Consider the following 19,745-nt stretch of genomic DNA (forward strand, 5'->3'; position numbering starts at 1 on the left):
ATATGGATGAGATACTTGTTGGTAAGTATGTGGTAAAGACAGACAGGTATTACACAAAAGACCATGAATGGGCTCTCGTAAAGGGAAACAAAGCTTGGATAGGTATAACAGACTACGCACAGAAGGAGCTTGGAGATGTGGTTTATGTAGACCTTCCTCAGGTAGGAGAGAGCTACGAAGCTGGTGATACCATTGCCAACGTGGAATCGGTAAAGAGCGTATCACCCATATACTCACCCCTCTCTGGAACTGTGGCGGAGGTAAATGAAACTCTAAGTGATGAGCCACATCTTATGAACGAGTCTCCTTACGAGGACGGATGGCTTGCGGTTATAGAGCTTTCTGATCCCATGGAAGTGGAAGACCTTATGCCTGCAGAAGACTACGCACAGCTCCTCGTGGAGATAGTAAAGGATGAGAAGGGAGAAATCATAAAGCTGGAGCTACCTGGGGAGGAAGAAGAAAGGTTTGAAGAATCCCTTGAGGCTCTGCCAGAGGAGGAGTTGGGCTACGAAGAGAAGGAAAGGTAAATGTATATTCCCCACTCAGAGGAAGAGACACAAAGACTTCTGAAAAGGCTTGGTCTTGAAAATCTTGAAGAGCTTTTTTCACATATAGACCCATCGCTCCTTTCAAAGCCAGAGCTTCCAGAGCCAAAAAGTGAAGAGGAGCTAAGGAGATACTTCAAAGACCTAAGCAAGAAAAACATACCTCTTATTTCCTTTGCAGGCTTTGGCTCTTACGATAGGATAATTCCGTCGGTAATATGGCAAGTCCTCAACAGAGGCGAGTTTCTTACCGCATATACTCCTTACCAGCCAGAGGTTTCTCAGGGAACACTGCAGGCTCTCTTTGAATACCAAACTCTTATCTGTGAGCTCACAGGCATGGAGGTTGCCAACGCAAGCATGTATGATGGGGCATCCGCACTGGCGGAAGCTCTTCTAATGGCAAGGGCTATAAGAGGCAAAGGCAAAAGGGTGGTTTTGAGCGAGGGAGTAAACCCTCTCTATAGAAGAGTGGCAAACACATACCTAAGGGGCTACATGGATGAGATTGAAATATGTTCGCTTACTCATGAAGGCTATACAGACCTTGAGAGGCTTGAGGGTTTGATAAAGGATGGAGAAACACACGCCTTGGCGGTGCAGTATCCTAACTTTATGGGTTTTGTAGAGCCTCTTGGAGAAATGGTGAGTCTTTCAAAGAGGTATGAAGTCCCCATCGTAGTAGTTGCAGACCCTATAGCTTTGGCAATTCTTAAGCCTCCTGGCGAGTTTGGTGTGGACATTGTGGTGGGAGAGGGTCAGCAGATGGGCGTGCCTATGAACTTTGGAGGACCCTATGCGGGCTTTTTTGCGGTAAGGTCAGAGCATCTCAGGAGAATGCCTGGAAGGCTTGTGGGCATGGCAGAAGACATAGAGGGCAAAAGAGCCTTTACCCTAATGCTACAGACAAGGGAACAGCACATAAGAAGAGAGAGGGCAACCTCCAACATATGCACCAACCAAAACCTCATAGCCTTAGCAAACCTGCTTTATATGGTCTTGCTCGGAAAAGAAGGTATGAGAGAGGTAGCCAGACAAAGCCTCTCAAAGGCTTTATATCTCAAAAGAAGACTTCTTGAAATAGGCTTTGAGGAAGTCTACAACGGAAAGCACCTTTGGGAGTTTCCACTAAGACATGAGAGGGCGGAGGAGCTTTATCAAAGGGCTTTGAGGGCAGGTTTCCTTGCTGGTGTGCCTTTGGAAGGTTTTGGATATCACAAGACCATACTCTTTGCTATTACTGAAAAGAGGACAAAAGAGGAGATGGATAGTTTGGTGGACGCTATAAGAGCTGTCTAAGAGCCTTTTACGCTTATTTGCCGGGAAGGTTCTGGGGAGGGCTTTGCAAACAGGAAACCCTGCATGTAGTCAACCTTTTCAAAGATAAAATTGAACTCTCCAATGGTTTCAACTCCTTCCGCCAAGACCTTAATATTATTCTTCCTGCAAAGGTCTACGAGGGCTTCCACGACTCCCTGCTTAAGGTTGTCTCCATTTACATTATGAATTATCTCTCTGTCTATCTTTATAATATCTGGATGTAGATTTACGAGGTTCGTAAGCCCAGAAAAGCCTGAACCTACATCATCAAGAGCAACCTTGAAGCCCTTTTCTCTGTAGTAATCAAGGATATTTCTAAGATGCTTTATATCCTCTACCTTATGTGTTTCAACTACCTCGAAAACTATATTTTCATGCTTGAGGTTATATGAGTCCGCAAGTTCTATGGTTGTTTTCAAACAAGTCTCTGGGTTATATATACTTGTAGGCACAAAATTTATAAAAATTAGGGCATCCTTTAACCCTTTCTCCGCAGACTTTCTTATGGCTACTTCTCTGCAGGTTCTGTCAAAGTAAAAAATACTGTCCGTCTTCTCCGCACAGTCAAAAAGATAGGCTGGAGATACCAACGAGCCATCCTGGTCTATCCCTCTTATTAGACATTCAAAGCCTATAACAGAAAGTTCTCTATTGACTATAGGATGAAAATACACAGTAAACCTTTTTTCTTCGAGAATTTTAATGTATTTACTACAAGCTACCTGAGAGAGCCAAAAGTTTAGATTTCTGGCGTTTTTAACATGATAGCTTTTGAGCATTTCTCCAGAGCTTAGAACCACAATCCATATATCCTCGCCCTCAAGTTCTGAAAAAGTGTTTGTTTGGTAGAATTTCTCAAAGAAGCTCCTTAGTCCAGAAACTTCAATAGTTATTGAATCCTCTTCCTCTTGGTATTTAGATGTTATGCTCGCAAGCTGTCTTTTTAGTTTGTCTTTCAATAGTTGATTTTCCAATATAAAGACCAGTGTAGCTGGTTCCTCCCTTAATCCCTTTATACCGTCGCATCTTTTACATTTTTCGTCCATTCTATCCATATATTATCCTTCACCAACTGTATCCCGTCAAGACCCCAAAGAATAGGGCTTTTCTGTCGTAGAAGTTTGCATTAGAGTTTACCTGTCTGTATGCGGTGAAGGATGTCAAGTAGACATTTTTATGGATAAAGTTCCTTTTGGTCATAGAAACAAGTAGGTAGTAGCCTGTGTCTTTTCTCTTTTTAAGTAAAACTGGGTCTTTGCTTAGGTAATTATCCACATCTATTCCCAAGCCTGCGTTGAATAGGTATGTGCTTTGTCTGTATATGCCAGAAAGTCCAAGTGTGTAGCCTGCATAAGAGTTAGCTTTGCCCTCTGCCTTAGAATACCTTAGGTTTAGTGAGGGCGAGATGCCAAAATTTTTGCTAAGGCTGTATCTGTAAGAATAGCTTAACTCTGTAAGAAGCCTGTCTCTTCTCAAGTCCCTTTCTCTCTCGCCTAACTTGTCATCCTCTATGTCTGAGTATACAGACCTTATACCAAGGCTTGAAGGACCTTGAAAAAACTTCACACCTACTTCGTAGTCTCGCTGGTAGGTCTTCTCTCTTGGTGTGTTTAACAAATATGGGTCTTTCCATACCCTTCTTAGAGGGTTGTAGCCAAGATATAGCTCCGTTGATTCAAAGACAAAGCCCTGTCTTTTGAAACCTACCTGAAGCCCAGGCATCATGGCTTCGGTGGAAGTCCTCAAAAAGTAAGTGTTTGTCCCGCTTTTGTAGGATAGGTTTATATCAAGAAAAGGCAAAGCCCTTAGGAAGCTATCCTCTGGCTTATCAAGGCTTTTTACGACGCTACTCCCCCTTGTGGATGTGTTATCCTTACCCCACATAATAGCACCGCCAGCCCCTATACGGTTCTCCGCCATAGAGACCGCTGGTAGAAGCAATGTAAGTAAAACCATGTATGGACGCATGGCTTACACCTTCCTCCTTCTTGCAAAAAACTTTAATCCAAAATCTCTTACATCCTCCCAAAAAAGATAAAAAACTGGCAGACTGCCAAGAAGAGCCCAAAGGGCTGCAAAGAAAAGAGTAGAGCCAAAGGCATCAGAAAGGGCATAAAGGTTTTGAAGCTGGTATATCATAGCCTTTGCCTTTTCCTCTGACTGGTAGGCGAACTCAGATAACCACCGGCTGGCTTCTTGTATTTTGAGTTCTAACCAATAAGTATCTTGTATCTCTGTGCTTCTTTGAAAGTTTTCTACCGCAAACCTTTGAAGGTCATTGGTGGCAAAGGCTGTTCCAAAAGAGCCTCCCACAAACCTCACATAGTGCATAAGACTTACTCCAAGAGTTGTCTTATCTCCTAACTTTTTTAGAGCCATCTGAGTGACTGGTGCAAAGAAAAAGCCCATACCCGCACCCATTGCTATAAGATAAGGAATGGCAGTTTCCTTTGAGGTGAAGTAATTGAGCCTTGGCAGTAGCAAAAAGGCAACAGAGAGATACAAAGCGGTTGCAATGTATAGAGCAAGCCGTGGAGATTTTTTGTCAGAGAGTATGCCAGCAACTGGAGAGAGAAAGCCTATAGTAAGAGCCATAGGCAGTATAACAAGACCTGTCTGAAAGGTGGTATAGCCCTTGAGCTTTTCAAAGTAGAGAGGTATAAGGTAAAAGACCTGATACATGGAAAAGCCAAGCACAAAGCAATAGACCCAAAAGGCTACCACAAACTCCTTAATCTTGAAAATAGACGGGTCTATGAGCTTGTTTTTAGAGAGCATTTCAGAAAGCAGGAAAAGGAGAAAGGAGAAAAGGGAAAGCAAAGAAAGGTAAAGTATAAAGTCGCTGGCAAACCAACCCTCCTTTTGACCCCTTGAGAGGACTATGAGAAAGCTCACGGTGGCAAGAGAAATGAAAAGGTAAGATAGGAAGTTGAGCCTTAGCTTGTGAGCAGGCTTGTGGTCTTTTAGGAAAAAAAGGGCAAGGGTGAAGTTAAGGATACCTATGGGTAGGTTTATGTAGAAAATCCATCTCCAGTCTATGTGTTCAGTTATCCAGCCACCCAGTGTGGGACCAAGGGCGGGAGCAAAGCTCACACCAAGCCCGTATATACCCATGGCAAGACCACGCTTTTCTGGAGCGTAGGCGGAGAAAAGAAGGGCTTCCGCACTTACCACAATTAAGGCTTCGCCAAGGCCTTGAACTGCCCTTGACGCTATCATCCATTCAAGGGATTGAGCTTGACCGCAGAAAAAGGAAGCGGTAGTAAAAAGAAAAAGCCCGAGCAGGAAGACCCTCTTTAGACCCACAAGACCCTCAAGCCACTCTACCAGCAGTATGGCACTTGCGGAGGCGGTCATGTAGGCGGTTATTACCCACTGGACGCCATATAGGTCTGTGCTAAGAGGTGCCATCATCTTAGGCACCACTATGTCCACGATGGTGGTATCCAAAATCGCCATAAAGACGCCTATCATCAGAGAAAAGGTGAGAATACCCCTCTCTATGGGTGTAAGACTTTCGTGAAAGGGTCTTTCTTCCTTCATTCTCTCCTTATCTCCACCTTTCCGCCCATGCCAACTCTAAGAAGGCTCTTGTCCCCTTTGGTTATCCTTATCTTCACCGGTATTCGCTGGACTACTTTGGTAAACTCTCCTGCGGACACATCCCTTGGCACGAGGGCAAAGGTTGCCGCAGAGGCTGGGCTTATCTCTTCCACTACGCCTTCAAAGACTACATTCTTGTAGGCATCAAGCCTCACATAGGCTTTTGAGCCGGGCTTTACACCCCTTAGCTTTGTCTCCTCAAGAAGGGATTCCACATAAAAGCTCTCCGGGTCTATTAGACTAAAGGCTGGCTGACCAACCCTTACCATGTCTCCTACGCTTATAAACCTCTTGGCAACTATGCCATCTATGGGTGAGCGTAGCTCTGTTCTTTCAAGGTTTAACTTTGCCTGTTGTATTTGGGTTTCTAAAGCCTCTATGTCCCTCTCCAGTGCCTCAATCTGTTTGCTAAGCTCCTTTGCTCTTATTCTTTCAAGCTCGGTTTTTTCGTATTCCCTTTGAGTTCTTGAGTATACCGCTCTTAGCTCCCTTAAACTGTCTTCCAAAGCCTTTTTCCTAAGTTGAAGGCTTTTATAGGTGGTGTCTATCTGTTCAAACCTCTGCTTTGGAATAAGACCCTCTTTAAAGAGGTTTTCCGCTCTTTGTCTGTCTCTTTCTGTCTGTTGTATTTGGACTTCAAGCTCTTGCACTTGTCTTATTAGTGCGTCCTCTTTGGCTTTTAGCTCTTTTAGGGTATCTCCTGCCATACCAACCCCTAAGTCAATCTGAGCCTTTGACCTTTTTAGCTGAAGTTCAAGGGCTTCCTTTTGTGCCAAGAGAGAGTTTAGCTTCATCTGTAAGCTCTCTAAGTGTAGCCTATAATCCTCTGGTTCAAGCCTCGCCAAAAGCTCTCCCTTTTTTACCCTGTCTCCCATATCCTTGTAGACCTCCACCACTCTACCACTAACCTCAAAGGACACGTTGCTCATGGTGTCCACCCTTACAAAAACCGCATCCGTTATGGCATATTCCATTCTGTGCTTTATCCATCTATAGGACAAAAAGCCAAAAAGCACCAAAAGAAAAAGAATTACCCCTATTCCTACCTTTCTCACAGCTCGCCCACCTCTCTTAGAAGTTCAAAGTAGGCTTCAAGTAATTTGTAGTAGGCTATAACCTTAGACTTCAAGGCTTGGGTTCTACTTGCCTCCGCCTGCAGTAGGTCTGTCCCGCTTATTATCTGGTTTCTATACTGCTCAAGGGAAAGCCTATAAAACTCCTCTGCAAACTTTACAGACTCCTCTGCCACCTTAAGATTGTCCTGTGCGGTCAAAAAGTTCTCATAGGCGGACTTCACCCTTAGGGCTATTGCCTGCTGTAGGTCTCTTAGGTCTTCCTTTACGGACTTTTCTTCCTGCATAAAAGCCAAAGTGCTATAGTAGGCACTAAGGGACTGAAAACTTAGGCTAACCCCTGCACTTAGGACAAAAAAGCCCTTTGGAGAAACTGTAGGGTTTTGGTCTGAGTAGTTGTAAACCGCTTCCAGAAAGACCTTTGGATAGAGCTTTGAGCTTTCCATTCTTCTTTGAGCTTGTGTAAAGGAGATTTTTTCTCTGAGTGCTTTTATGGCTGGTCTTTTTTCTATGGCGGTCTTTATAAGCTCCTCGAGACTTGAAAGCTCTGGCTTTATATTTAAGGGTTCTAAGGCTTTTAGCCTTTCCTCCTCAATACCTGTGAGCCTTGAAAGGTTGGCAAGGGCTATTTTGTAGTTTCCTTCCGCTTCTCTTAGGTCTCTTTGGACCTCTGCAAGTCTCACTCTTGCCTGTAGCACGTCCGTTATGGCGATTAGACCCTCTCTAAAGAAGGCTTCCCTTTGCCTTAGGTCCGCCTCCACCGCCTCCTTTTGCTTTTTTACCACTTCAAGAAGCTCCAAAGCGGAAAGCACAGAAAGGTAAGCCTTTATAACCTCAAGTTTTACCTCAAGCACCGTCTCCCTATAGTCCTCCTCAGATATCCTCAACTGAGCCTTTGATATATCAAGACTTGAAGACCTAAAGCCTCCATCGTATAGCACCTGCCTTACTCCGAGCTGGAAGTTTTGGTAGTTCCTTTTTGAGCTTCTTACCTCAAAGGGTGGCAAGCCTCCAAAAGATGGTATACTTATAGACTGTCTTTCTGACTGAATTGAGTATCGGTATACCGCAAAAAACTCAGGATAATAAAGTTGCTGACTTGACTTTAGCCTTAGCTTAGCGGACTCCACCACGTAGTCCTTTGAGGAAACCCTTGGATTTTTTTCAATTGCGGAGCTTATTAACTCCTCAAGTCCAAGAGAGAAGGAAAGTCCACAAAAAGCCAAAAGAATGCCTATTGCCCGCATTTTAACCCCCTGAATATAAGTCCAAGACCCTCATCTACCTCTCTTAGTAGGTCTTCCAAAGATGCGTTGTTTAGAAGGAGCTCCTCCATGTATATAAGTCTTACATAGCCTGCTATCAAGTTAACAAGGGCTTTTGTGTTTCCACATAGAAACTCACCCCTCTGGTATCCCCTTTCCACCATCTTTGTAAGCAGTTCTCTTATCTCTTGTAGGTGTGCGAGGTAAAGTCTTCTAAAGTCTTCCCTGTTGCATATGAGCTCAAAGAAAAAGACATAAGCTATATGCCTGTCCTCGTAGCATTCTACAAGAAAGTCCCTTATATGCCCCCTAATGCACTCCTCTGCGGAGACATCTTTTTCTAACCACCTTTTCATAATACCCTTTGTTCTTTCCGCCATCGTGTTTACAAGCTCTTCCATAAGCTGGTCTTTGCTCTTAAAGTAGAAGTAAAAAGCACCCTTTGAAAGACCCGCATGCCTTACTATGTCATCCACAGTGGTATGGTTATAGCCCCTTTGAGAAAAAAGCTCCTTAGCGGACTGGATTATCCTATCCTTTGCACTCATCTTATAAGCCTTTCAAGCCTTGCTAAGGCAGTGTTATACAGATAGAGCAAAAAGTAGTAGTTTTGCAAAGTGTTGTTATAGTTGCTTACCGCATCAAGGACCTCAAGCTGAGTTCCAACACCAAAGCCATATCTCTCCTTGGAGAGCCTAAGACTTTCCTTGGCAGATTCAAGGGCTAACTCTGTAGCCTTTATTTGAGCATCCAGAGCTTTTATGTCTAACAGGGTTTTGTTTAGCTCCGCCTTTAGCTTTTCCTCTGTGTCTTTTAAGTTTTCCATCTGCCTTAAAAGGTCAATCCTTGCCTGTGCTATGCTTGCCTCACGGGCAAAGCCATCAAAGATCTTGTAGTTTAGCCTTGCACCAACCGTATAACCTTCCACCATGGTGTCCCTGCCACCAATCCTTGCGGTATTACCCTGATAGGTAGCAAAGAGGTCAAGGGTAGGATAATACTGAGACCTTTGGACTTCAACCACCCTTTGGAAGACCTCAAGGTTCTTTTTTGCTACCCTTAGGGTGCTATTGTTTTCAAGGGATACTTTTAGGTCTTCTTGCCTTAGCTCTTTCCCTTGGAGTTCTCCTTGAATTTCAAGCTCTCCTTCATATCTAAGAAAGGCTTTAAAGTCCTCAAGGCTTTTCTTGTAGTCCGCTATTGCCTTTTCTAACTGAGCTTTGGCGTTTTCAAGCTGAGCCTTTGCTCTCACAAGCTCCACCTTTGGCACGATGCCTGCCTGAAACTTGCCTTCTGTCTGTCTGTAGTTTTCTTCCCAGTATCTGAGGTTTTCCTCCAAGAGTTTTATAACCTCCTTCTTATAGAGAAGAGAATAGAAGAACTGCTTGGTTTGAAACTCCACCTCTCTTTTCACATCCTCGTATATGAGCTCTTGAAGTTCTCTTTGGTCTTTTGCAAGCCTTAGTCCTTCAAAGACCGCACGATTAAAAACCGCTTGGTCTAATTGAAGCAAATAGCTGTGTCTGTTCTTTGGTGTAAAACCAAAAGCTAAATCCCCACCAAGTCTCGTATAGCTGTAAGAGAAACTTACCTGAGGCAGTATACCCGCCTTGGCTTTCCTTATGTTTTCCTCCGCCTTTTGAAGGTCAAGGATAGAAAGCCTCATGGAAGTGTTGTTTTTTATGGCAAGCTCCACTGCCTCCTCAAGGCTTATGGCAAAAACCAGCTTTAGACTTACAAAGAGCAATACAATAAGCCTCATCTTACCTCCACCTTTACGCCTTGTTGAAGCACGTAGGCATTTTCTAAGGCTATGCTATCACCCTCTTGTAGCTCACCCTTTATGTAAACTATGCCTTTTCCTTGTTTTATAACCTCCACTTGCACAGGCTGGGCTGTGCCATCCTGAATTTTCCAAACCACCCTCTTGTTTCCTTGAACTACCACCGCCTGCTCTGGCACTGCAAAACCCTTTTCAACTCCGAGCGAGAGCCTTGCTTCTCCATACATGTTTGGCTTTAGGTCTCCCTTAGGGTTTTTTAGCCTTGCTTTTATGGTTATAAGCCTATTGGCATCCGCAGTGGGTGAAACAAAAAACACTGTCCCTTCGTATTCTCCAAAGGCTTCAACCCTTATCTTAACCTTTGAACCCTCCTTTGCGTATGGAAGATATTCTTGAGGAGTTTGAAAAACAAACCTTATAGGGTCAAGGGTCACAAGTCTAAAGGTCTGACTTTGAGGTGTTATGTAGTCTCCCACGTTTACAAACCTTTGGGCTATGTATCCAGAGAAGGGTGCTGTGAGGCTTGTCCTGCTCAAGTTTAGCCTTGCGTTGGCTATCTGTGCTTGAATGCTTCTAATTAGCTCTTCTTGAGCCTTGAGCTGTGTCTGGACGTTTTCAAACTCTTCTCTTGCAATAAGCTCTCTTTCAAGGAGAAATTTTCTCCTTTCATAGACGGACTTTAAGTTTTCATAGCTTGCCTTTGCTTGTGCAAGCTGTGCCTCTAACTGTCCGAGCACATTTTCATAGTCCGCAGGGTCTATCTTCAAGAGAGCCTCTCCGCTCTTTACGAATGCACCCTCTTCCACAAAAAGGCTCAAAACTCTACCGCTGACAAGAGGTCTAAGCAAAACATCCTTTTCTCCCTCAAAGTAGCCCTTTGTAGCATACTCTATTGGCACTTCTTCGGACTTCAATTTATAGAGGCTCACCACTACCCTTCTCTCTCTTGGCTGTTGTTCTGAAGCCTTTTGAGCTTGCCTCTGACAGGAAAGGGCAAAGAGTAGAGCAAAAATGCCTATGGCATAAAGAACCTTCCTCATAGTGAGAAAGATTATAACATACTGACCAGTCGGTCGGTTGACATACAGGCTAAGAGATTTTAATGTATTCTTATGGTTTTCCAAGTAGTAATTCAAAAGGATAAGTATGGTTACTTCGCATACTGTCCTGAACTGCCCGGTTGTCACACACAGGGAGACACCTTTGATGAGGTTGTAAAAAACATAAAGGAAGCTATAGAGCTTTACCTTGAAACCCTTACGGAAGATGAGCTTGAGGAGCTTAGAGGTAGGGAACTTATAACTGCATTCGTGGAAGTTTAATGCCAAAGCTACCAAGGCTTACACTGTAGGAAGCGGAGGGATTGCTAATATCCAATTGTTTTGAACTGTTAAGGACAAAGGTAAGCCATCCTAACCCACTAACATACTGACCAGTCGGTCGGTTATAATATACCTACCATGTATCGCTTTTTTATACACAGACCGGTCACCTCTTGGATGTTTATGATAGCCTTTATAATCCTTGGGCTTTATTCTCTGAGGACAATACCCCTTGATAGGCTTCCTGACGTGGACTTTCCCACAGTTAGCATCGTAACTACCTATCCCGGTGCCAACGCCTACGTGGTGGATGTGAACGTCACAAGAGTTATCGAAGACCAGATAGCCACCATAAGTGGGATAGAAAGCATCTCATCTGCCAGCTTTGCAGGCACTTCAAGGATAACCATAACCTTCTCCCTTGAGAAAGATATAGATGTTGCAGCACAGGAGGTCAGGGATGCGGTGCAAAGGGTTTTAAGAAGACTTCCCGAGGGAGTAGACCCACCTCTGGTTAGAAAGGTGGATACAGCCCTCACCCCTGTTTTTGTCACACTGCTCCACTCTAAGACTGCGGACTATCAGACCCTCGCTTACTGGGCGGACAAGGTTATAAAGAGGGAGTTTGAAAGGATAAATGGCGTAGGACAGGTAGACCTTGGCGGTTTTAGAGACAATGTGCTTTGGGTGAGGATTGACCCAGAAAGGCTCTACTCAAGAGGGCTTGCGGTTCAGGACGTATTGGATGCGGTAAGTAAAAACCACATAGAAGCACCCGCAGGAGCCATATACGGCAAAAATAGGGAATACATACTAAGGCTTTACGGAAAAGCTCAAGACCCAAGAGAGCTTGAAAGTGTATACATAAGAAACGGTGTAAGGCTTAGAGATGTGGGCTTTGTGGAGTTCACAGAAGATGAAAGAAGAGGCATGGCAAGGTTTATGGGCGAGCAGGCTATTGCCTTGGTTGTTTACAAGCAATCTAAGACCAACACCGTTGAAGTGGTGGATGCGGTAAAGGCAAAGATGGAAGAGCTAAACAGACAGCTACCTCAAGGCATGAGGATGGACTACACCTTTGACTCCTCCATATTTGTAAAGGATAGCGTCAGAGCGGCAATAGAGGAGATAATAATAGGTAGTTTGCTAACCGCCCTTGTGGTTTACTTTTTCCTTGGAAACTTAAGGCTTACCCTTGTTCCCATATTTGCAATACCCATAACCCTTCTTGGCACTGTCTTTTTCATCTACCAGCTTGGAAACTCCCTTAATACCTTTACCCTTCTTGCCCTTGCAGTAGCAGTAGGCATAGTCATAGACGATGCCATAGTGGTGCTTGAGAGCATATACAGAAGAAGATATGAAGAAGGTCTTAGTCCCTTAGAGGCAGGAGAGGAAGGAACGAAAGTAGTTATATTTGCTCTACTTGCCTCCACAGCCTCTTTGGTGATAGTTTTCCTGCCTATAATATTCCTGAAGGGTGTAGTAGGCAAGCTCTTCGGAAGTTTTGCACTAACACTCGCTATAGCCATAGCACTCTCTTACCTTGTTGCCATTAGCTTTACCCCCATGGCGGTTTCGAGGCTTGTGGCAGGTCCTCCCTCCACTAACCCCTTTGTAAGAGCTTACGAGAGGTTTGAAAACTTCTTTGATAGACTTCTCAGGTGGTCTCTTGACCACAAGTTAGTGGTTATAGCCTTCTCTTTGCTAAGCGTTTTTATAGGCTTTCAACTATTTAAGGCGGTCAAAAAGGAATTTTTCCCCATAGTAGATGAGGGCAGGTTTCTTGTAAGGTTTGAAACGCCTGTGGGCTCTTCCTTTGAATACACAGAGCAGAAAACAAGGGAAATAGAATCAATTCTTCTCAAAAACCCCTATGTGGACCGCTTTGGTCTTGCTATGGGTCAAGGCGTGGCAGGAAGACCAGACGTAAACGGAGGTCTTGGCTTTGTTTACCTAAAGGAGGGCAAAAGACCCCATCAGGCAAAGATTATGGAGATGGTAAGAGAAGAGCTAAGAAAAGTAAAGGATGTTAGAGTAAGCGTAGAGCCTCCGGGCATTGTGGGACCTGGCGGTGGAAGGCAGGTAGACCTCCAGTATGCCATAAGAGGTCCCTCTCTTGAAGAGCTTCAAAACATAGCCAATAGACTTACCACAGAGTTTAGAAACAGGGCTGGCTACAGGGACGTGGACACAGACCTTAGGCTCAACGAGCCACAGGTTCAAATAAGGGTAAACAGAGAAAAACTTGGAGACCTAGGTGTTAGCGTGGAGGATGTGGCAATAACCCTTAACGTGCTTTTTGGTAAGTTTCAGCTCGGAACTTACGAGCTTGGTGCGGAAAGCTACGATGTGTATGTCAAGTCCATGCCGGAGTTTGTGCAAAACATGGAAAACCTCAAAAGGGTATATGTGAGAAACCTCAAGGGAGAGCTTATACCACTAACGGAGCTGGTAGATATACAAGTAGCCACAGGTTATAAGGCAATAAACCGATATAACAGACAATATTCTTTCACCTTCTTCGCCAACCTATCTCCAGAAAAGCCTCTTGCTGATGCGGTGGCAGAGGTTGAAAACTGGCTAAAAAATAACCTTCCACCCGGCTACACCTTTGAGCCGGTGGGTCAAGCAAAGGAGTTTCAAAGAGCCTTTCAAGGTCTTGGCTTTGCACTTATCTTTGCACTAATAGGCGTTTATATGGTGCTTGCTTCTCTTTTTGAAAGCTACAGGCATCCCTTTACCGTGCTTCTCATGGTCCCCCTTGCAGTGGCTGGTGCTTTCGGGCTTTTGCTTCTTACAAATACCTCCCTCAGCGTCCCTTCCTACTTTGGCATAATCCTCCTTGTGGGTATAATCGTCCGTGATGCGGTGCTATTCATAGAGAGGATAATCCAGCTTAGAAAGGAAGGTATACAAACCCGTGAGGCTATCCTTCAGGCAAGAAGAGAAAGGCTAAGACCCATTCTTATGACTACCTTTACCATAGTGTCCGCCCTAACACCCGTAGCTCTTGGTCTTACCGCAGGTGCGGAGCTAAGAAAACCCCTTGCCCTTGCGGTCATAGGTGGTATATTCACTGGACTTCCACTTAGCCTTTTCCTTTTGCCAGTGCTGTATGAACTCTTTGACAAGCTGAGCCTAAGAAAGTATCATATTAGAAAAACCTAAGGAGGTGTCGCCATGCCAGTGTATGTGATGCTAACCACTCTAACCGACGAGGGTATGAAAACCCTCAAGCACAAGCCCGAGAGGATAAAGGAAGTAGACAAGGAAGTGCTGGAGCGTTTTGGCGTCAAAGTGCTTGCCCAATATGTGGTGATGGGACCCTACGACTTTGTCAACATTCTTGAAGCTCCAGATAACGACACCATAGTTAAAATGGCGGTGGAGCTTGGCTCAAGAGGGACTATAAGGACACTTACCATGCCTGCCATTGATGTAGACCAGTTTATAAAGGACCTAAAGGAGCTGGGATAAGGCATTTATGGAGCATACCCTTAGGGCATTCTTTGAGATAACGGTAAGGTATACAGACCTCAAGTGGGCAAAGACCAGGGATGACCTTATAAGCAGGTCTATAAAGGTTTTGAGAGCCTTCAAAGAAGGCAAAGACCTTGAAGAGATAAAAGGCACAAGGGAACTGAGCTTTGAAATAGAAGACTCCCTTCCTTTTCTATACTCTTTTGTAAAAGAGCATCCAGAGGAAGTGGAAAGGCTTATAGAACTGCTTAGTATGTTTATAAAGTCACCAGCACCCTGTAAAATAAGACTTATAAACTTTTCGGAGGCTTTGCTTGAAGATAGGAGATTATCTAAGGCAGGGTAAGTTTAGCGTATCCTTTGAATTTTTTCCCCCAAAAACGCCAGAAGGGGAGGAGGAGCTTTTCCAGACCATAAAGAGCCTTCAGCAGTTAAACCCTACCTTTGTGTCTGTAACCTATGGAGCGGGTGGAAGCACAAGGGACAGGACAAGAAGAGTAGTAGAAAGAATTCACAAAGAAACAAACCTCACCGTAATGGCACATCTTACCTGCATAGCCCATACAAAAGAAGACCTATACGATATACTCAAAGGCTACGCACAGATAGGGATAGAAAACATATTAGCCCTTAGAGGAGACCTTCCTGCAAACATGCCAGATTTTAAGCCTCCAGAGGGTGCCTGCAAGCATAGCTCTGAGCTTGTGAGGTTTATAAGGGAAAACTTCGGAAACACCTTCTCCATAGGCGTCGCCTCTTACCCAGAGGGACATCCAGAATCTCCCAACATGGAGTGGGAGATAAGATACTTCAAGCAGAAGGTAGAGGCGGGTGCGGACTTTTCCATAACCCAGATGTTTTTTGATAACTCTTACTTTTACAGGTTCTTGGAGCTTTGCCAAAGGGCACACATAAACATTCCCATTATACCGGGTATAATGCCAATTACCAACTTCCGGCAGATACAGAAGTTTGCCAGCATGTGCGGTGCGGAGATACCCCAAAGCCTTGTGGAAAGACTTGAGCCTTATGCGGACAATCCAGAAGAGACACTAAAGATCGGTGTAGAGTTTGCCATAGAGCAGTGCCTTGACCTTTTGGACAACCGCGTGCAAGGTCTGCACTTTTATACCCTAAACAAGTCAAAGGCTACACTTCTTGTATACGAAGGCATAAAAGGTGCTTTAAAAACATGAGGGTGAAGGTAAGCTATAGGGGACAGACCCTTGAACTGGAGTTTGAGGGCGAAAGGGTAAGGGTAGGTGAACTTCTCAAAGCCTTAGGGCTTTCAAGGGAATATGCCTTTGTGGTCAAGGGCGAGGATGTGCTTGAGGAGAAAGACACCATAGTAGACGGAGAAAGTGTAAGGGTTATAAACGCCATATCGGGTGGATATATTTAAAAAGAATGCGTAGGTGTCAAAGGTGCGGACAAAAGGCGGTAGTGTATCTCCCTCAACATAGGCTTTCTCTTTGCAAGGAGCACTACATAGAGTGGTATCTCAAAAGGGTAGAGTCCACTATAAGAGAGTTCAAAATGTTCGGTAAGGACGATAGGGTCCTTGTTGCAGTCTCTGGTGGGAAAGATAGCCTTTCTCTGTGGGATGCACTGTGTAGGCTTGGATACACAGCGGATGGTCTTTATATAGACTTAGGTATAGGTGAGTATTCTCAGAGGTCAAGACTTGCCTGTGAAAGGTTTGCAAAAGAGAGGGAGCTTGAGCTTTATGTGTTGGAGCTAAGAAAAGAGATTGCTACCATACCAGAGATAAAAGAGGTGGAAAGCAGACCTGCCTGTTCCTTCTGCGGACAGCTCAAGAGATACTACATGAACCGCTTTGCAAGGGAGAAGGGCTACCATGTGATAGCTACAGGACACAACCTTGACGATGAAAGTGCAACCCTCCTTTCTAACGTGCTAAGCTGGAACATGGGTTATCTTTCAAGACAGTTTCCAGTCCTGTTGGAAGGAGATGGTTTCGTGAGAAAGGTAAAGCCTCTTGTGAAGTTTACAGAAAAGGAAAACGCCCTATATGCCTTTCTTTCTGGCATTGAATATGTGGAAGAGGAATGTCCCTTCTCGGAAGGTGCAAGCTCCATAGAATACAAGAAAACACTCGCCCAGATGGAAGAAAAGAGCCCAGGAACCAAGCTAAGGTTTTACATGGACTTTTTGAGAAGACTGCACCCTATACTTCAAACCCAAGAGGTGGAATTAAGACCTTGCAAAGTCTGTGGTGAGCCCACCACTGCTGAAGTATGCTCCGTCTGCAGGTTAAAAGAAAGGGTTATTCCAAAGCTTTTGTCATCCTCACCCAGTAGTTAAACCTGTCCCTCTCCTCAAAGCCGAGATTTTTGTAAAAGTCTATAGCCTGTTTATTTTCGTCCCCTACCCAAAGCTCCGCCATATCAAGCCCCCTGCTTTTGAAGTATTCCAAAGCCTTTTGCACAAGAGCCCTACCTATACCCCTATTTCTATACTCGGGAAGAACCACAAGTTCATGAATAGCACCCACCACCTTACCTTCCCTTTTACTAAACCAATTTCCGTCGCTGGCAACAAAGCCAACTACTTTGCTATCCTCCTCTGCAAGCCATATACCCGCCACATCCCTCCTAAAAAGCCAGTTAAGATATGCTTGCACGTCATCCGGGTGTGTATAGGAGTATTCCTCAAGACCCTTGTAGCCTAACAAATATAGGTCCACCAAAATTTTTATGTCCTTCTCTTCTGCCCTTCTTATGGTCATGGTCTTACAACTCTCGCCCCTTCGGGAACGACCACTCTAAAGAGGTTTTCAGAGGGTGTAAAGTTTGTGGTAATCCTTAGAAACTCTATGGTAGTGATTGTGCCACCCTTTTCTTCAACCCTTATACCTCTTATATCTCCCCTTGAAGATACCTCCACCAAAACCCTTGAAAAATAGTCGTCTCTTACCTTTGGCTTGAGAATAAAGGTCTTCCCTCTTGAACCTTCCATCTCACCCACAAGTTCAAAAACCTCAGAGAGAGGTCTTGAGACCAGAAATAGGGCTTCCACCACCGGCGAGCTGTTTCTTTCAACTCGTTCAAGAAAAGCAGTCCTATCCCTGGGAACATAAACCATGACCTGCACTCCGTCAGACACTATAAGGGTCCTCTCTGGCTGTTCGTATTCTATCCTAAACCTTCCTCCCTTCTGAGCGTAGAATATTCCCTTTGATACCTCTGGTTTTGACTGCCATGGATACTGGACTCTTTGCACAAAGTCCACCCTTATACTTCTTATATTCTCAAGTCTTCTCTCAAAGTCCTCAAAGGACTGTGCCACAACCAAGGATACCACAAAGAGGAACAGCAAAAGGGCTCTCATAGCCTATGGAACCTCCTAAGAAAAGATAGTATAACCTCGTGCCACATGACCACGTGGTCCCAGCTTATGGCGTCATAGTTGTCATAGGTGGTGTGCTTGAGAGTAAAAGGGTATGAGCTAAGATAGAGGGTTTGTATACCTAACTCCTTAAAGGGTAAGTGCTCACCCTCCAGCTCACCGACCATGCAAAAATCTATATCCACCCTCATTTCCTGCAAATGCCTGTAGAACATCTCGTTTATCCTCTCTCCATTGTATCCTGCCATATCTTTGTAGACGACCACAGGGTTGTGCCACCCTATATCTTCAAGGTTTATACAATAAAAGGTATGCTTTACCCCGTTTCTTAGGTGAAACCTTACTCCTTCCATACCTACCTCTCTGCAGTCAGTGATAAGGAATCTGAGCCTATAAGGTAAATTGTAATTGTCTTTTAACTCCTCGTAGAGAAAAAGTAGGAGAAGAAAACCAATACCATTGCCAATAGCTCCACGTATTCCTGCCACCGTATCCCTATGAGAAACCAGGTATATCACAGGACCCTTTCCTATCTCCGTGAAAAGGTTTACCCCCTCTATTACCCTTTCCTCTGACCTTACTTTGAGTAAAACCTCAGAATCCTCCACCTTGGGAACATGCTCCCTCCTTATACTGACTATCGGTATGTTCGCACCCATGTCATGACCGTGCACGTATGCATCCGCCTTGTCTTCCGACCTATAGGTTATTATAGCTACCGCGCCCCTTTGCTGAGCCAAAAGAGCCTTTTCCTTAGTTAGGTCTGGCACAAGGGCTATATCTCCCTCTATATAGTTTCTTTTCACATAGGCTTTATTCTCAATAGGTTTACTACCTATGTAGGCTACAGCCTTTATACTCTCCTCTCCTACTCTTATCTGTGCTTCCTCTGGCACAAATTTTCTTACATAAAAGGTTTCTTTTTCATACTTGGAGGAGGCATACTCAAGAAAGGATTCCACAAGTTTGTGGGTTTTTCTGCTTTCTTCTGTTCCCGATAGACGGTTGTAAGTCAAAATCTTATAAGCATACTCTTTGAAAAACTCCAACCTTTCACTTTTCATAAACAGGCGTTAGCCAGCCAAAATACCGCTCTATCATTCCTCTTACCGCACGGAAGTATATATCTTGAAGTTCTTTTGTTATAGCTCCCACATCACCACCACCTATCTTCCTGTTGTCCACTTCCACCACAGGTGTTATCTCCGCTGCAGTGCCAGTTAAAAATATCTCATCCGCCACATATAGCTCACTCCTTGCCACGGGACGCTCTTCTATCTCCACCACAAGCTCGTTTTTAAGAAGTTTCTTCACCGCAGAGCGAGTTATACCCTCAAGTATATGCTCAGAGTAAGAGGGAGTTATAGCCTTGCCTTCCCTTATCAGGAATATGTTTTCTCCAGAACCTTCTGCAACAAAGCCATGTTGGTTTAACATGATAGCTTCGTCATATCCTGCCAGAAGAGCCTCTGTTTTTGCCAAAGCACTGTTTACATAAGCACCAGCCACCTTCCATCTTGAAGGTATGGAGTTGTCGTCATTCCTCCTCCAAGAGGATACCTTTACCCTTATACCCTTTGAAGTATCCAAATATCTTCCAAAGTTGTAGGTGTATATGGCTATTTCGGGCGTATAGTCTATTAGCTTGGGAGTGAGCTTGAGGTCCTTAAAGTAGACTATGGGTCTTATGTAAACGTCTTCTTTTATCTGATTTTTTCTGAGTAGTTCTACGGTTATGTTTACAAGGTCTTCCACACTGTAGGGTAGTTCCATAAACATGGCTTTGCAGTTTCTTAGCAGTCTTTGGTAATGCTCTCTTGCAAAGAGGATATATAACTGCTGATGCTCCTCATTCCAATAAGCCCTTATGCCCTCAAAAATTGCAGTGCCGTAGTGGAAGGAATTGGTCTTTATGTTTATTTTGGCTTCCTCTATTGGGACAAACTTTCCTTCAAAAAAGGCGTATTCCATGGCAATAT

Annotated in this window: 21 protein-coding genes; 9 read left to right on the forward strand and 12 right to left on the reverse strand. The window is 44.3% G+C overall.

From position 1 onward, the window contains the following. Positions 1-2 precede the first annotated feature (2 nt). Both gcvH and gcvPA read left to right on the forward strand, forming a co-directional pair. Entirely contained in the window at positions 3-530 is a 528-nt protein-coding gene (gene gcvH / locus IAE16_RS02330; RefSeq protein ID WP_323701108.1) for a glycine cleavage system protein GcvH, read from the forward strand. Next, positions 531-1,847, forward strand: coding sequence for an aminomethyl-transferring glycine dehydrogenase subunit GcvPA (gene gcvPA / locus IAE16_RS02335; RefSeq protein WP_323701109.1), 1,317 nt, complete (start codon positions 531-533; stop codon positions 1,845-1,847). Here gcvPA and IAE16_RS02340 read toward each other — a convergent pair. Genes IAE16_RS02340 through IAE16_RS02375 form a run of 8 tightly spaced genes read right to left on the reverse strand, consistent with a single transcriptional unit; the run spans position 1,844 to position 10,632 of the window. After that, the gene (locus tag IAE16_RS02340; RefSeq protein WP_323701110.1) at positions 1,844-2,923 is read right to left on the reverse strand and encodes an EAL domain-containing protein; all 1,080 of its coding nucleotides are present in this window, start codon (positions 2,921-2,923) and stop codon (positions 1,844-1,846) included. The two genes, gcvPA and IAE16_RS02340, sit on opposite strands and share 4 nt — an antisense overlap. A 10-nt stretch (positions 2,924-2,933) precedes the next feature. Beyond that, complete coding sequence (locus IAE16_RS02345; RefSeq protein WP_323701111.1) at positions 2,934-3,836, reverse strand: DUF2860 family protein; 903 nt, start codon at positions 3,834-3,836, stop codon at positions 2,934-2,936. 3 nt (positions 3,837-3,839) lie between these two features. After that, complete coding sequence (locus IAE16_RS02350) at positions 3,840-5,411, reverse strand: DHA2 family efflux MFS transporter permease subunit (RefSeq protein ID WP_323701112.1); 1,572 nt, start codon at positions 5,409-5,411, stop codon at positions 3,840-3,842. Continuing rightward, on the reverse strand, positions 5,408-6,526 hold the full coding sequence (locus IAE16_RS02355; protein ID WP_323701113.1) for an HlyD family secretion protein: 1,119 nt from the start codon (positions 6,524-6,526) through the stop codon (positions 5,408-5,410). The genes IAE16_RS02350 and IAE16_RS02355 overlap by 4 nt, the downstream gene beginning before the upstream one ends. Next, complete coding sequence (locus tag IAE16_RS02360) at positions 6,523-7,791, reverse strand: TolC family protein (RefSeq protein ID WP_323701114.1); 1,269 nt, start codon at positions 7,789-7,791, stop codon at positions 6,523-6,525. Before IAE16_RS02360 ends, IAE16_RS02355 begins: the two co-directional genes overlap by 4 nt. Further along, positions 7,779-8,357 (reverse strand): TetR/AcrR family transcriptional regulator, encoded by a 579-nt coding sequence (locus tag IAE16_RS02365; RefSeq protein ID WP_323701115.1) that lies wholly within the window; start codon positions 8,355-8,357, stop codon positions 7,779-7,781. Before IAE16_RS02365 ends, IAE16_RS02360 begins: the two co-directional genes overlap by 13 nt. After that, positions 8,354-9,571 carry a TolC family protein gene (locus IAE16_RS02370; protein WP_323701116.1) on the reverse strand — a complete coding sequence of 406 codons (1,218 nt, stop codon included), beginning with the start codon at positions 9,569-9,571 and terminating at the stop codon, positions 8,354-8,356. Before IAE16_RS02370 ends, IAE16_RS02365 begins: the two co-directional genes overlap by 4 nt. Then, the gene (locus IAE16_RS02375) at positions 9,568-10,632 is read right to left on the reverse strand and encodes an efflux RND transporter periplasmic adaptor subunit (RefSeq protein WP_323701117.1); all 1,065 of its coding nucleotides are present in this window, start codon (positions 10,630-10,632) and stop codon (positions 9,568-9,570) included. The genes IAE16_RS02370 and IAE16_RS02375 overlap by 4 nt, the downstream gene beginning before the upstream one ends. A gap of 72 nt (positions 10,633-10,704) precedes the next feature. Here IAE16_RS02375 and IAE16_RS02380 point away from each other — a divergent pair, with 72 nt between their 5' ends. From IAE16_RS02380 to IAE16_RS02410, 7 genes are all read left to right on the forward strand, one after another. After that, positions 10,705-10,914, forward strand: a complete 210-nt coding sequence (locus tag IAE16_RS02380) for a type II toxin-antitoxin system HicB family antitoxin (RefSeq protein WP_323701118.1) — start codon at positions 10,705-10,707, stop codon at positions 10,912-10,914. A gap of 138 nt (positions 10,915-11,052) precedes the next feature. Further along, on the forward strand, positions 11,053-14,085 hold the full coding sequence (locus tag IAE16_RS02385; RefSeq protein WP_323701119.1) for an efflux RND transporter permease subunit: 3,033 nt from the start codon (positions 11,053-11,055) through the stop codon (positions 14,083-14,085). 12 nt (positions 14,086-14,097) lie between these two features. Beyond that, entirely contained in the window at positions 14,098-14,394 is a 297-nt protein-coding gene (locus IAE16_RS02390) for a GYD domain-containing protein (RefSeq protein WP_323701120.1), read from the forward strand. A 7-nt stretch (positions 14,395-14,401) separates the two neighbouring features. Beyond that, positions 14,402-14,743 (forward strand): hypothetical protein, encoded by a 342-nt coding sequence (locus tag IAE16_RS02395; protein ID WP_323701121.1) that lies wholly within the window; start codon positions 14,402-14,404, stop codon positions 14,741-14,743. Next, a complete protein-coding gene (gene metF / locus IAE16_RS02400) occupies positions 14,712-15,593 on the forward strand; it encodes a methylenetetrahydrofolate reductase [NAD(P)H] (RefSeq protein ID WP_323701122.1) in 882 nt (293 codons plus the stop codon). The genes IAE16_RS02395 and metF overlap by 32 nt, the downstream gene beginning before the upstream one ends. Further along, on the forward strand, positions 15,590-15,799 hold the full coding sequence (locus IAE16_RS02405) for a ubiquitin family protein (RefSeq protein ID WP_323701123.1): 210 nt from the start codon (positions 15,590-15,592) through the stop codon (positions 15,797-15,799). Before metF ends, IAE16_RS02405 begins: the two co-directional genes overlap by 4 nt. Before the next feature lie 5 nt (positions 15,800-15,804). Continuing rightward, the gene (locus IAE16_RS02410; protein WP_323701124.1) at positions 15,805-16,722 is read left to right on the forward strand and encodes a TIGR00269 family protein; all 918 of its coding nucleotides are present in this window, start codon (positions 15,805-15,807) and stop codon (positions 16,720-16,722) included. Here IAE16_RS02410 and IAE16_RS02415 read toward each other — a convergent pair. From IAE16_RS02415 to ilvE, 4 genes are read right to left on the reverse strand one after another with little or no spacing between them, the layout of a single operon-like run. Further along, entirely contained in the window at positions 16,685-17,146 is a 462-nt protein-coding gene (locus IAE16_RS02415; RefSeq protein WP_323701125.1) for a GNAT family N-acetyltransferase, read from the reverse strand. The genes IAE16_RS02410 and IAE16_RS02415 overlap by 38 nt on opposite strands. Next, positions 17,143-17,748 (reverse strand): LolA family protein, encoded by a 606-nt coding sequence (locus IAE16_RS02420; RefSeq protein WP_323701126.1) that lies wholly within the window; start codon positions 17,746-17,748, stop codon positions 17,143-17,145. The genes IAE16_RS02415 and IAE16_RS02420 overlap by 4 nt, the downstream gene beginning before the upstream one ends. After that, a complete protein-coding gene (locus IAE16_RS02425) occupies positions 17,745-18,830 on the reverse strand; it encodes a M28 family peptidase (protein WP_323701127.1) in 1,086 nt (361 codons plus the stop codon). The genes IAE16_RS02420 and IAE16_RS02425 overlap by 4 nt, the downstream gene beginning before the upstream one ends. Further along, a complete protein-coding gene (gene ilvE, locus IAE16_RS02430) occupies positions 18,820-19,737 on the reverse strand; it encodes a branched-chain-amino-acid transaminase (RefSeq protein ID WP_323701128.1) in 918 nt (305 codons plus the stop codon). Before ilvE ends, IAE16_RS02425 begins: the two co-directional genes overlap by 11 nt. Positions 19,738-19,745: the final 8 nt, after the last annotated feature.

Origin of the sequence: Hydrogenobacter sp. T-2 (genome assembly GCF_033971325.1) — a bacterium.
In the GTDB taxonomy this organism is placed as follows: domain Bacteria; phylum Aquificota; class Aquificia; order Aquificales; family Aquificaceae; genus Pampinifervens; species Pampinifervens diazotrophicum.